This window comes from Nocardia sp. NPDC051052, from assembly GCF_044456045.1.
Classification (GTDB): Bacteria; Actinomycetota; Actinomycetes; order Mycobacteriales; family Mycobacteriaceae; genus Nocardia.
Genome location: NZ_JBITFL010000009.1, coordinates 202,093 through 214,643, shown reverse-complemented (window position 1 = coordinate 214,643; position 12,551 = coordinate 202,093). Strand labels below are relative to the sequence as shown.

Annotated in this window: 10 protein-coding genes; 5 read left to right on the top strand and 5 right to left on the bottom strand. The window is 67.6% G+C overall.

Annotated features, from left to right (window positions below):
- Positions 1–108: 108 nt before the first annotated feature.
- The gene (locus ACIBCN_RS29640; protein WP_396994990.1) at positions 109–333 is read right to left on the bottom strand and encodes a DUF397 domain-containing protein; all 225 of its coding nucleotides are present in this window, start codon (positions 331–333) and stop codon (positions 109–111) included.
- A gap of 114 nt (positions 334–447) precedes the next feature.
- Positions 448–1,356, bottom strand: coding sequence for a helix-turn-helix domain-containing protein (locus tag ACIBCN_RS29635; protein ID WP_396994989.1), 909 nt, complete (start codon positions 1,354–1,356; stop codon positions 448–450).
- Positions 1,357–1,703: 347 nt separating this feature from the next.
- Between ACIBCN_RS29635 and ACIBCN_RS29630 the strand changes: the two genes are divergently transcribed.
- The 3 genes from ACIBCN_RS29630 (at position 1,704) to ACIBCN_RS29620 (ending at position 3,823) form a co-directional block, all read left to right on the top strand.
- Positions 1,704–2,024 (top strand): hypothetical protein, encoded by a 321-nt coding sequence (locus ACIBCN_RS29630; protein WP_396994988.1) that lies wholly within the window; start codon positions 1,704–1,706, stop codon positions 2,022–2,024.
- Positions 2,024–2,230, top strand: a complete 207-nt coding sequence (locus tag ACIBCN_RS29625; protein ID WP_396994987.1) for a hypothetical protein — start codon at positions 2,024–2,026, stop codon at positions 2,228–2,230. Before ACIBCN_RS29630 ends, ACIBCN_RS29625 begins: the two co-directional genes overlap by 1 nt.
- Before the next feature lie 72 nt (positions 2,231–2,302).
- Positions 2,303–3,823: an alpha/beta fold hydrolase gene (locus ACIBCN_RS29620; RefSeq protein ID WP_396994986.1), complete on the top strand. Its 1,521-nt coding sequence runs from the start codon at positions 2,303–2,305 to the stop codon at positions 3,821–3,823.
- Between the two features lie 114 nt (positions 3,824–3,937).
- On the opposite strand, the gene ACIBCN_RS29615 is transcribed toward ACIBCN_RS29620, so the two are convergent.
- Both ACIBCN_RS29615 and ACIBCN_RS29610 read right to left on the bottom strand, forming a co-directional pair.
- The gene (locus ACIBCN_RS29615; protein ID WP_396994985.1) at positions 3,938–5,149 is read right to left on the bottom strand and encodes an NAD(P)/FAD-dependent oxidoreductase; all 1,212 of its coding nucleotides are present in this window, start codon (positions 5,147–5,149) and stop codon (positions 3,938–3,940) included.
- A 330-nt stretch (positions 5,150–5,479) separates the two neighbouring features.
- Entirely contained in the window at positions 5,480–7,360 is a 1,881-nt protein-coding gene (locus ACIBCN_RS29610; RefSeq protein ID WP_396994984.1) for an ABC transporter ATP-binding protein, read from the bottom strand.
- A 223-nt stretch (positions 7,361–7,583) separates the two neighbouring features.
- Between ACIBCN_RS29610 and ACIBCN_RS29605 the strand changes: the two genes are divergently transcribed.
- Complete coding sequence (locus ACIBCN_RS29605; protein ID WP_396994983.1) at positions 7,584–10,415, top strand: FAD-binding and (Fe-S)-binding domain-containing protein; 2,832 nt, start codon at positions 7,584–7,586, stop codon at positions 10,413–10,415.
- Between the two features lie 362 nt (positions 10,416–10,777).
- Positions 10,778–11,725, top strand: coding sequence for a DNA-3-methyladenine glycosylase family protein (locus ACIBCN_RS29600; protein ID WP_396994982.1), 948 nt, complete (start codon positions 10,778–10,780; stop codon positions 11,723–11,725).
- Between the two features lie 14 nt (positions 11,726–11,739).
- Here ACIBCN_RS29600 and ACIBCN_RS29595 read toward each other — a convergent pair whose 3' ends face one another.
- Complete coding sequence (locus ACIBCN_RS29595; protein WP_396994981.1) at positions 11,740–12,471, bottom strand: TetR/AcrR family transcriptional regulator; 732 nt, start codon at positions 12,469–12,471, stop codon at positions 11,740–11,742.
- Positions 12,472–12,551: the final 80 nt, after the last annotated feature.

Below are 12,551 nucleotides of genomic sequence, written 5' to 3'. Positions count from 1 at the left end.
GGGGCAAGCCCGTACCCCGACGAGTTACCCATATGCGTTCGAGATCAGTTGTCCGGTTGGTCAAGAGCCCCTTGGCCCGGTGCACTATAAGCGGCGGGGTCTCACTAACTATTCGGGCCGGTCGAACTCGCCGTCGTGCACGCCCGCGGTGAACGCGGTCCACTCGGCGGGGGTGAAGACCAGGACCGGGCCGTCCGGGTTCTTGCCGTCGCGCAGGCCGATGTGGCCGTCGGCCAGCAGGGCTACCTCTACGCTGTCCCGGCCTTCGCCCTCGCCCGCCTTGCGCCAGGTCGCGCCGGACAGATCGACATTCGCGCCATTATTGATGCTCACGACTGCGCCTCGCTCATGACAACTCCTTTGTTGACCCAGCGTGACCACCGAGGAATCCGCTCGGCGCCATCCAGGCAGTGAACGTAAACTATTGCGCCCCAATTAGATCGATACTTACACCGCGAACTCTTTCGACACCTGCCGAAGCAGTTGCCGACTGGTTTGGATATCCAGGGCCGCGTGCTGCAGGCTCCCGTGTGCCCGATGGTACCGCTGCACATCGACGGGTCTTTCGAGATACAGATCTCCGGTGAAACCCTCTACGTACACCACCGGCGGCTCGACCGGTTGCCCTTTGCCATCGGTACCGAACTCCAGCACGGTGAACGGGCCCGTGGCGTCGCCGAGCGGAATGCCCGCCGTGAACGGCAGAATACGCAACGAGACATTGTCGGTGGTGCTCAAATCCGCGAGGTGTCGTAGCTGCGCCGCCATCACTTTCACGCCACCGACTACGCGGCGCAGCACCGATTCGTGCAACACCACGGCAACCTTCGCGGGTGACGTCCGTCTGGTGATCAAGGCCTGCCGCTGCAACCGCAGCTGGACGCGACGCTCCAGTTCCGACTCGGAATCGTCCGGATAGCCGAGACGATGCAGCGCTCTGGCGTACTCGGCGGTCTGCAGCAGACCGAGCACCAGTTCCGAGTGGTAGGAACTCAGTTGCTGGGCCGATGCCTCCAAACCCACGTAGACATCGAAGTTTTCCGGGATCAGGTCGCCGTAGGCATGCCACCAGCTCTTGACCGCCGCCTGCTGAGCTAGGCCCTTGAGTCCGTCGGCGAGCTCCTCGTCGATGCCATAGATGCGGCACAGTTCCTGGATGTCGATGGTGCGGATGCGATCGGCCTGCCCCTTCTCCAGGCGCTGCAAAGTGCTTGCGCCCCACTCCATCAGCCGCGAGGCCTCGGCGATGGTCAGCCCGGCCTGGGTGCGCCAGTCGCGTAGATACCGGCCGAGCTGCCTGCGCGGTAGGGTGGAGGAGGCGCTCTCGATACCGGTCGGTTTGTCGAACCCGGACATTCGTTCCGCACTCGTTGACGCTCTTGCCGAACTCGCTGACACAGCACGCTCCGTTCTGTGTTCGGCTGCTCACCCGTGGTTTTCCGGGGGCAACCAGCAAGCTCGGTTCCCCGTCACTTCGCTTGGGCAGCGGGCTCTTTCGTCCACTATGGAGAATCCTCCCCTCCCGGCTGGTTTTCGTGCTGGGAATTCGCGCGAAAACTTTGGATATCCATCGCGGGCGTTGTTTCGTACCCCCGGCAATGGTGTGCTGGAAGTATGCCCGGACGGATCGAACGCCCTCCCCGGCGTCTCCGCCTCGAAACTTCCGGGTACTCAGCAAGAGTCGCCCGCAGGAACGAGGAGTCATGGCTGTACATGTCATTGCGTCGTCCTTGATGACCAGCGATCTCACCGCGCATCGCGCGCGCAGCGTCGGACACGGCAGCTGGGTGGTTTCCTACCTCCCAGGCCGCACCCTGACGTGTGCGCAAGCCGTTGCCGCACTGCGGGTTGCCGAGGTGGTGCCGACGCTGCTCGATCTGGTCGGCGAGCTGGCCGACGAGGTCGGGTTGACCGCGCTGGAGGCAGTCGGCATGGCGGTGCGGCAGTCCTCGTGGCCGGAGGAACGTCCCCACCCGACCCGACATCGATGGAGTGTCGGCGCGCAGTCGGCGGAGGTCGCCTGATGCAACTCACCAACCTGAATATGCACGTCGCCGCCATGCTGGCCTGCGGAACCGACCCCGGCCTGCTGAACGTCGAACAAGCCCATGCGGCAATGCAGTTACACCTGGATTGCACCGTCGACCGATGCCGGGTGCGGCGGCGGGCGCGGGCGACACTGGTCGAGTCGGGGCGATGCGTGCTCGACGAGCGCGCGCTGCCGTCCTGAGCCACGCCTGACCGAAGCCGAGCCGATCAGCTACCGTTCTCTGCGCGAGCAGGTACGTGAGAGGCGAGTCTGATGTTGGTGCGGATGTTCCGGCGGTCGGTGGCGGTGGTTGCGGTTTCGGTGCTCGCCGCGGTGCCGGTGTACAGCAATGCGGCACCGGGCGACGAGGCGCGGCCGGTCGGCATGGATCGGTTTTATGGCCAGCAGTTGTCATGGCATCCGTGCGATATCGCGAATCTGGATAAAGCGGGCGGCGAGTGTGCCGATGTGCTGGTCCCGCTCGACTACGGGCGGCTCGACGGCCGGACCATGACCGTGGCGATATCCCGGGTCAAAGCTACCGATCCGGCTCGGCGCCAAGGGATTTTGCTGGCCAACCCCGGCGGGCCCGGCGGCGAGGGACTGGACAGTATCGATCTGCTCGGCGATGTGCTGACGCCGGAGGTCACGGCGACGCACGACCTGATCGGGATGGATCCGCGCGGGGTCGGGTCGTCGGGGCGGAGTCCGCGGTGCGGCTGGCCGGTCGGCGAGATGATTCGCTCGGCGGGTCTTGATCCGCTCGGCTTCGCGCACGACACCGTGCAGTCGGTGGGCATGGCCGCAGGCTGCCTGGTCCACGACCCGGAGATGATGCGGCAGTTCACCACTCGCAATACCGCCAGGGACATGGACATCGTTCGTGGGGTGCTCGGCGAACAGCGGATCGACTACTTCGGGTTGTCCTACGGCACCTACCTCGGCGCGGTGTTCACCCAGATGTTCCCGGAACGCAGCGGCCGGATCGTGCTGGACAGCGCGATCGATCCGGACCGTTATTGGGAAGGGCTGGTTCAGGATTGGGGGCCCGCGGACGAACGGGCCCTGGACGACTGGGCGACCTGGGCCGCGACGAAGGATGACACCTACCGCTTGGGCGCGACGCCACCGCAGGTGCGGGCCACGGTGGAGGGGCTGGTGCGGAGTGTGACGCGGCAGCCGATCGTGTTCGACGGCTTCACGGTCGACGATCACTGGCTGCCGTTCCTCCTGCACGGAATGCTGATGAACTTCCGGCTGAACGAGAAGCTGGCCGACGTCGTGCGAGAAATCGCCGATGCGGCGGGCGGGCCGCCGACGAAGGCGCGGACCCCTTGGCTCGCAGCGATTGTGGAGTCGTTGCGGGACGGCGAGGATTCGACATTGGCGCAGATCGCCTGCGGAGACGTCGGTGCGCCACGGGATCCGGGCTGGTACTGGCGCAACATCGAGGAGACCAGGGCGACGCAGCCGGTGTTCGGGGCGATGGCGGGCAATATTCAGCCGTGCGCGTTCTGGGCGGGACCGGTGGAACCGGCGACCGTGGTGCGTAATGCGGTACCCGCGCTCATCCTGAATTCGACCGGCGATCCGCGGACGCCGTACGCGCATGCGGTTCGGCTTCATCAGGACATGTCCGGCTCGCGGCTGGTCACATTGCAGGATGTGCGTATTCACATGACATTTCGGCCGGGGCTCAGTGCTTGCGTGAACGACGCGATCAATACTTACTTCGGTGCGGGGACGCTACCTGCCGAAGATACGACCTGCTACGCCGATCAGGCGAGCCAGTAGTTGAATTCGGCGATCGAGTAATCGGCTGAATGCCACTGTTAGGTGAGGTATCCGCGGCCAATTCCGGGTAATCGGAGCGGTGAGTCTGTAGGCCGGGCGCTCCGCGCGAAACCGTCAGACCGTCGGCAGCGTGTAGGGATTGTCATCGACCCAGGGTTGGCCGTCGGCGAATCGGGTCGACCGGAACGGCGCGAGATCGACCAGCTTCGCAGCGCCGTCGGTGATCCATTCGGCCAGGCATACGCCGATCGCGGGAGCGGTCTTGAAGGAAGTGCCGCTGTCGCCGGTCATCACCCACAGGCCGGGCACGGACGGAACCTGATCGATGAGGGGATGGCCGTCCGGGCTGCGCATGTAGGTGCCCGCCCAGCCGCCGCGCATCGTCGCCACGGCGAAACCGGGGAAGCGGTGCGCCAGCACCGCCCTGGCGCGGTCGATCGCGGGGACGTCGATGGTTTCATCGACGTCGTCCGGGTTGGTCGGGCGGGCCGCCGATCCGACGCCGACCAGCGTTGCGGCGCCAGCCTCCGGCCGGAACCAGGAGCCGTGCGTGGAGTCGACGATGACCCGATGCTTGCGGTCTAGGTCGACCGTGGCGGGCCAGCGAAAAATCACCACCTGGGTGCGCACCGGGATCAGGCCGAAGTCGAGTCCTAGTGGCCGCAGCAGTTGATCGGACCACGCACCGGCGGCGAGTACGGCGGTCCCGGTCGAGATCAGTCCCGCCGAGGTGCCGACACCGGTGACGCGATCGCCGCGGGTCACGATCTCCGTCACGGGCGTCTCGGTCAGTATCGTCACGCCGAGTTCCCGTGCGGCCTCGGCGAATCCGTAGAGCGCGCCGTTGGGATCGGCGACGCCCGAACCCGGCTCGAACGCCGCGACGGTCAGGTCGTCGGTGCGGATCAGCGGTTCGATCGCGCGCAGGTCATCGGCGGTGACGACGCTCGTTTCGATCCCGATCGCCTGCTGCGCAGCGACATTCGCACGCAGCTGGGGTTCGTCCGCCGGTGTCACGAGACGAAGGAAGCCGACCGGGTCGAAGCCGGGCGAACCCGCGCCGACCTCGTCATCCCAGGCACGGAAGATGCGCAGGCTCTCGTCAGCTAGGCGGGCCTCGGGCACATTGGCGTAATGGCAGCGAATGAGGGCACCCGATTTCCCGGTCGCGCCGGCACCCAATTGTTGGCGTTCGACCACGACTACGTCACGGATACCCCGCTTCGCCAATTGCAAGGCGGTCGATACGCCGACAATGCCGCCGCCGATAATCACCACGTCGGCCGTTTTCGGCTGCTGGACCGCCATTACCGCCCTTTCGCTCATCGCGCGCTTTCGTCGACCGCAGAAGGAACATACGCGTGCCGAGTCGGCTGGTGCCGTACCCCAATGTATTGCTATTCGGTGTGTCGGGATCGGTGACGCTGTGCGATTTCTGAATTCATTCGCCGAGGCGCGGAAGCGACCCGGGGTGCCGAGCCGGTGCCACTAGCCGAGTGGGCGAGGCCCGGAGCTGGTCAGTCGACGAGCTGAGTGCGGTACGACTGGGCAGTCCGACTGCCACCAGCTGAGTGTGCTTGCTGTGCCGCATGATTCATCCATCCGCGCCCGACCAGGAGCTGATCGGGCGCGGACGAACAGGTGACCGGGCCTCGATCAGACGGCCGCCGTCACCGGTTCGTCGGCGAACTGGGTGCGGTACAGCTCGGCGTAACGTCCCTCCTCGGCGAGGAGCTCAGTGTGCGTGCCGCGTTCGATGATTCGACCGTCCTCCAGCACCAGGATCTGGTCGGCCGCGCGGATGGTGGACAGGCGGTGCGCGATCACCAGCGCGGTCCGGCCTTCCAGCGCCTCCGAGAGTGCTTCCTGCACCGCGGCTTCCGAGGTGGAGTCGAGCGAGGCGGTGGCCTCGTCCAGGATCACTACGCGCGGCTGCTTGAGCAGCAGGCGGGCGATGGTGAGGCGTTGGCGTTCACCGCCGGAGAGGCGGTAGCCACGCTCGCCGACCACGGTGTCCAAGCCGTCCGCCAGCGACTCGACCAGATCGCGTAACCGGGCCCGCTGCAACGCGTCCCACAGTTCCGACTCCGGCGCCTCCGGGCGGGCGAGCAGCAGGTTCGCCCGGATGGTGTCGTGGAACAGGTGCCCGTCCTGGGTGACCAGGCCGACCGTCGCCCTGATCGACTCTGTGGTCAGGTCACGCACGTCGGTGCCGTTCAGCCGGACCGCGCCGCCGTCCACGTCGTACAGCCGGGAAACCAGCTGGGCGACAGTGGATTTACCGGCGCCCGACGAGCCGACCAACGCGATGAGCTGGCCGGGCTCGGCGCGCAGCGACACGCTGTGCAGCACGTCGACGCCGCCGCGGGTGTCCAGGGTCGCGACGTCCTCCAGCGAGGCCAGCGACACCTTGTCGGCGGACGGGTAGCCGAAGGTCACGTTGTCCAGTTCGACGGCGACCGGTCCGTCCGGCACCGCCACCGCGTCGGGCGCGTCCTCGATCAGCGGCTTCAGGTCGAGCACCTCGAAGACTCGCTCGAAGCTCACCAGTGCGGCCATCACCTCCATCCGGGCGCTGGCCAGCGCGGTCAGCGGGGTGTAGAGCCTGGTCAGCAGCAAGGAGAGGGCCACGACGGCACCGGCGTCCAGCTGCCCGCGCAGTGCGTACCAGCCGCCGAGCCCGTAGACCAGGGCGACCGCCAGCGCGGACACCAGGGTGAGCGAGGTGACGAAAATGGTCTGCAGCATCGAGGTCCGCACGCCGATGTCGCGCACCCGGCGGGCGCGCACCTCGAACTCGCCGGATTCCTGCTGCGGGCGGCCGAAGAGTTTCACCAGCGTCGCGCCGGGCGCGGAGAACCGCTCGGTCATCTGGGTGCTCATGGCGGCGTTCAGCTTGGCCGCCTCGCGCTGCATGTCGGCGAGGCGGTTGCCCATCCGCCGGGCGGGCAGCACGAACACCGGCAGCAGGACCAGCGCGATCAGGGTGATCTGCCAGGAGATGCTGAGCATCACGCCGAGCGTGAGGGCGAGGGTGACCAGGTTGGCGACCACGCCGGACAGGGTGTCGCTGAACGCGCGCTGTGCGCCGATCACGTCATTGTTCAACCGGCTGACCAGTGCGCCGGTGCGCGTCCTGGTGAAGAAGGCGATCGGCATTTTCTGCACGTGATCGAAGACGGCGGTGCGCAGGTCGAGGATCAGACCCTCGCCGATGCGCGAGGACAGCCAGCGGATGCCTAGCCCGAGCACGGCATCGAAGACGGCAAGGACGGCGATGATCAGCGCGAGGGTGACCACGACCCGGGGCGCCGAACCGCCGATGATGTTGTTGACCACCCGACCCGCCAGCACCGGCGTCGCCACCGCAAGCAGCGCCGAAACGACGCTGAACACCAGGAACACGCCGATCCGGCGCCGGTGTGGCGCGGCGAAGCGGAGAATGCGCCGCGCGGTGGCCAGGCTGAATTGCCGCTGCTCCTGCGGCGCGTTGGCGCGCCGGTATATCTGGCTCCAGGCCACCGATTCGATACTCACGACTCCGCCTCGCTGACGCTCGGCTCCGTCGTGCGCATCAGCACGCTGTGTCCTCGGTTCGCTCGCTTGCGCTCGCTCACGTTTTTACTCCCTCTCGCTCCCCACCCATCAAAGCCTTCGGCACCGACACTAAGACCTCAACAAAGGTTCAGAGCAAGTCGTTTCCGCCCGGTGCCGATTCCGCGTACAGCGAAACTCTCGCCGCCGCGCCTAGGCTGGGCAGGTGACCAAGGACCGGGTGGTGGCGGCGCTGGGCGGCAGGCTCGACGGTGAGGTCGACGCCTCGGAGCGCCGACGGGCGGAGTATTCGTCGGACGCCTCCAATTATCGCGTACTGCCCCGGGCTGTCGTCTTTCCCCGCACCGACGAGGACGTGGCCGTCGCACTCGAGGTGGCAACGGCGAACGGGCTGTCGGTCACCGCGCGCGGTGGGGGGACCTCGGTCGCGGGCAATGCCATCGGACCAGGGCTGGTGCTGGACTTCAGCAGGCACCTGAATCGGATCCTGGAGGTCGATCCGTCGGCGCGGGTCGCCCGGGTGCAGCCGGGTGTCGTGCTGTCGGAATTGCAGCGCGCGGCCCGGCCGCATGGGCTGCGGTTCGGGCCGGATCCGTCCACGCAGAACCGGTGCACCCTCGGCGGGATGATCGGCAACAACGCCTGCGGCCCGCGCGCGGTCGCCTGGGGGCGCACCTCGGACACGGTGCGGGAACTGCGGATCCTGGACGGGACAGGTGCCGAGCGAACGCTCGCCAACGATTTGTCGGTGCTGCCGGGACTGACCGAATTCACCAAGGCGAATCTCGCGGTGCTGCGTACCGAGTTGGGTCGCTTCGAACGCCAGGCCTCCGGCTACGGGCTCGAACATCTACTGCCCGAGCGTGGTTCGGCGGTGGCGAAGGCCTTCGTCGGGTCCGAGGGCACCTGCGGTCTGCTGCTCGACGCGACGGTCGAGTTGGTCGCGCTGCCGAAGGCCGCGGTGCTGACCGTGCTCGGCTACCCCGATATCGCCACCGCCGCCGACAATGTCGCCGCGGTGATGGCCTGCGAGCCCACCGCGGTCGAGGGCATCGACGCGCGGCTGGTCGATGCCGTCCGGGCCCATCGCGGCACCGTTCCCGAACTGCCACGCGGCGGCGGGTGGCTGTTCGTGGAAACCGCGGGCGACACACCCGCCGAGGCGCTGGCCGTCGCCGAACAGTTGCGCCGATCCGTCGACGCGCTGGACTCCCGCGTCGTCGCCGATCCCGCTGCCGCGGCGGCACTCTGGCACATCCGCGCGGACGGTGCGGGCCTGGCCGGTCGCACCCCGGACGGGCAGCCCGCCTGGCCGGGGTGGGAGGACGCGGCGGTGCCGCCGGAGCGGCTCGGCGACTACCTGCGCGATTTCGCCGACCTCACGAATGAGCACGGTGTGGACGGCTTGCTCTACGGGCACATCGGTGACGGCTGCATCCATGTGCGCCTCGATCTCCCGATCGCCGATGCACCGCAACGCTTTCGGCGCTTCCTGTTCGACGCGGCCGAACTGGTGGTGCGACACGGAGGTTCGCTGTCCGGTGAGCACGGCGACGGGCGCGCCCGCTCGGAGCTGCTCTCGCTCATGTACTCCCGCCAGGTGCTCGACGTATTCGCCGGATACAAAGCGCTTTTCGATCCCGCCGATGTGCTGAATCCGGGGGTGCTCGTCGAGCCGCGGCCGATCGACGCCGACCTGCGGCTGGCCGGGCTGCCGCTGATACCCGCTTCCGGCGGCTTCGCCTTTCCACACGATCGCGGGGAGCTGAGCACGGCGGTGCACCGCTGCGTCGGTGTCGGCAAGTGCCGCGCCGATACGCGCGCCACCGGTGGCTTCATGTGCCCGTCCTACCTGGCCACCAAGGACGAAAAGGACAGCACCCGCGGCCGGGCCAGGGTGTTGCAGGAGGTGGTCCGCGGCGCACTGCCGTGGTCGTCCGACGCGGTCGCCGAGTCGCTCGATCTGTGCCTGTCCTGCAAGGCATGTCGTTCCGACTGCCCGGCGGGCGTCGATCTGGCCACCTACAAGGCCGAGGCGCTGTACCGGCGATACCGGCACCGGCCACGGCCGATCGATCACTATTCGCTCGGGTGGCTGCCGCGCTGGCTGGCGGTGGCGACCCGGATGCCGCGCGTCGCCAACGCGCTGGCGGACAACGCGGTGCTGCGCCGAATCGGATTGCGCGCGGCGGGTATCGACCCGCGCCGCGCGGTGCCACGGCTGGCGGAGCGCAGCTTTCGCCGCAGGTGGCGTGATCTCGGCGGAGTCGCGCCCACGTTGGACGAACTCAATGGCGCCCAGAGTTCAACCACCGCACCGGAAATCGGCGCGGATCGACCCGAGGTGATGCTGTGGATCGACACCTTCACCGACGCGTTCGATCCCGAGATAGCCCTGGCGGCGGCGCAATTGGTGCAGTCGCTCGGCTATCGGGTGCGCATTCCCGCGCGCCGCGTGTGCTGCGGGCTCACCTGGATCAGCACCGGCCAGCTGGACGGTGCCCGAGCCCGGTTACGCGCCACGCTCGACGCGTTGGATGAGCACGTGCGGGCCGGCGGCATCGTGGTCGGGCTGGAACCGTCCTGCACCGCGGTGCTGCGGTCGGATCTGCCCGAACTGCTGCCGACGGACCCGCGCGCTGCCGCGACCGCACGGGCGGTGCGCACGCTTGCCGAGTTCCTGTCCGAACAACCGGACTGGCAGCCGCCACAATGGCCGGGCCGAAACGTGGTGGTTCAGCCGCATTGTCATCACCATGCGATTCTCGGATTCGAGGCGGATCGCCAGTTGTTAGCCACAATGGGAATCAATGTGACTGAAATCACCGGTTGTTGCGGTCTCGCGGGAAACTTCGGAATGCAGCGGGACCATTACGACATTTCGGTCGCGGTAGCCGATAGCGGCATGTTGCCCGCGCTGCGTACCGCCGGTAGCGAGTCGACTTTCCTCGCGGACGGCTTCTCCTGCCGAACCCAGGCCGCTCAATTGGCCAGCCGCCGAAGCTGCCACCTGGCCCAACTCCTGTTGGAGCAGTGAGGTTTTCGCGCCCTCGCCGGGATGGCGGTCACGGCGAGTGCGCAAGACGGGTCAGCTGCCGAAAGGCAGGGTGCCCGGCGGAATCTGATAACCCGAGCTGCCTGCGGAAACACCGCCCCAGGCGCTGAGCAACCAGTTGAGCAAGTTGGTGATCATTCGATACCTCCATGTGGCGACTGCCAGCTGTTTGCCGATCGGAACGAATATCGCCACATCCATTCTTAGCGTTACAAAATACCGGGCACCTGCGGTGATGCGTATTCGGCATCGGATACCGGCGAATTGCGTTGTGCGCGACTAGTTTCTCGATCGACCGTGGACTGGCGCGCATTCCGGGCCGCGCCATCGGGCAGAATGGTCCGATGCGTAACGCGATGGTCGAGCCGGTAGGTGAACCAACCGGTCTGGCCAGGACCGTGACGTCCGACCGCCCGATCGACCTGGCGTGCACGATCGCCCCGCTGCGCCGCGGCGCCGGCGATCCGTGCCATCAGACGACCCGCGATGGCGCGCACTGGCACGCCTCGCATATGACATCGGGCCCGGTCACCTACCGGCTGACCCAGTCAGGACCGTGCGCGGTGCAGGGCAAGGCCTGGGGATCCGGCGCCGAGGAATTCTTGGACGGGCTCGACCACATGCTGTGCCTGGACGAGGACATGGACGGCTTCGTCCCGGACCATCCCAAGCTCGTCGAGGCACATCGCCGCTTCCCCGGCTTGCGGATGTTGCGCACCGGCCTCGTCCTCGAGGCGCTGGTGCCCGCCATTCTCGAGCAGAAGGTGCACACCATCTCGGCCCGCGGTTCGTGGCGAAAACTGGTGCGGCAGTTCGGCGATCCCGCGCCCGGCCCGGCACCGGAGGGCCTGCGGCTGCCGCCGGAGGCCGATACCTGGCGGCGCGTGCCGTCCTGGGCGTTCCATCGGGCCAACGTCGGTCCGCAGCGGGCGCAGACGATCGTGCGGGCGGCCCGGGTGGCGAGTTCATTGGAGCGGGTGGCCGGGGTCGACCCCGCCGAGGCCGCGCGCAGGCTCCGGACGATCCCGGGGGTCGGCGGGTGGACCGCCGCCGAGACCGCGCAGCGCGCGTTCGGCGACGCGGACGCGTTGTCGGTCGGCGACTTTCACCTCGCGGCCATCATCGGCTGGACGCTGCTCGGCCACCCGATCGATGACGACACCATGGTCGAATACCTGGAACCGCTTCGGCCGCACCGCTATCGGGCGGTGCGGCTGCTCGAGATCAGCGGGCAGGCGCACAAGCCGAAGTTCGGTCCGCGCACGCCGCTCACCGATCACACCTGGCACTGACCCCGGACAGGTAGTTACGAGGTCCGGCGGGGTTCGAGCCCGTCCAAGACGCGGTCGAGCCCGTAGCCGAACCGTCGATCACGGGTCTGTGCGGGATCGACGTCCCAGCCCACCTCCGGCATCCCCTCCTGCAGCTGCGGGAACTCCTTGGCGGCCTGTTCCGCGGCGGGCCGCAGGCCGGCGAGCAGCTCCGGCTCGGTCTGGCCGCTGCGGACGAGCAGGGTCAGCCACGCGGCCTCGGTAACGCCGACGCCGATGACGTAGCCGAGCAGCACGGTGATGGCGTCGGCGACCTCGTCGGCGGGGAAGCCACCCGCGCTGAAGACGACGGCCATCCGCTCGTTCATCCGCATCACATTCGGACCGAGATAGGACAGCCCGACCTGGCCGAGGGTCGAGGCGATCCACGGATGACGCAGGATCATCGCGCGTAGCTCGGCGGCGAAGTGTGCCGCCGCGTCCCGCCAGCCCGCGGGATCGGCGATCTCCGGCATCCGGATCTCGCCGTATATCTCGTCGACGACCAGCTCGATCAGCTCGTCTCGGTTGGCGACGTGCCGGTAGAGCGAGGTGGCACCGGCATTCAGCCTGGCACCGAGCTGGCGCATGGTGAGCGCCTCCAACCCCTCGGCATCCAGCAGAGTGACGGCCTCGGCCACGATCTGCTCCCTGGTCAGCGCGGGCTGCTCCCTGCCTTTGCGCGGACGCGTCCACACCGATCCGACCTGCTGCTTCTCGACGGCCACGTCGACTCCCTTCCGTTGACACCAGCGTAGCGCACAACGTTCGCAGTTGCGAACGTTCTAAATGTATGCGTACATTGTTC

Excerpts from the sequence above, each read along its gene's own strand:
- ACIBCN_RS29625 (WP_396994987.1), top strand. The coding sequence starts at position 2,024 with ATGCAACTCACCAACCTGAATATGCACGTCGCCGCCATGCTGGCCTGC.
- ACIBCN_RS29615 (WP_396994985.1), bottom strand. The coding sequence starts at position 5,149 with ATGAGCGAAAGGGCGGTAATGGCGGTCCAGCAGCCGAAAACGGCCGAC.
- ACIBCN_RS29635 (WP_396994989.1), bottom strand. The coding sequence starts at position 1,356 with ATGTCCGGGTTCGACAAACCGACCGGTATCGAGAGCGCCTCCTCCACC.
- ACIBCN_RS29630 (WP_396994988.1), top strand. The coding sequence starts at position 1,704 with ATGGCTGTACATGTCATTGCGTCGTCCTTGATGACCAGCGATCTCACC.
- ACIBCN_RS29600 (WP_396994982.1), top strand. The coding sequence starts at position 10,778 with ATGCGTAACGCGATGGTCGAGCCGGTAGGTGAACCAACCGGTCTGGCC.
- ACIBCN_RS29620 (WP_396994986.1), top strand. The coding sequence starts at position 2,303 with ATGTTGGTGCGGATGTTCCGGCGGTCGGTGGCGGTGGTTGCGGTTTCG.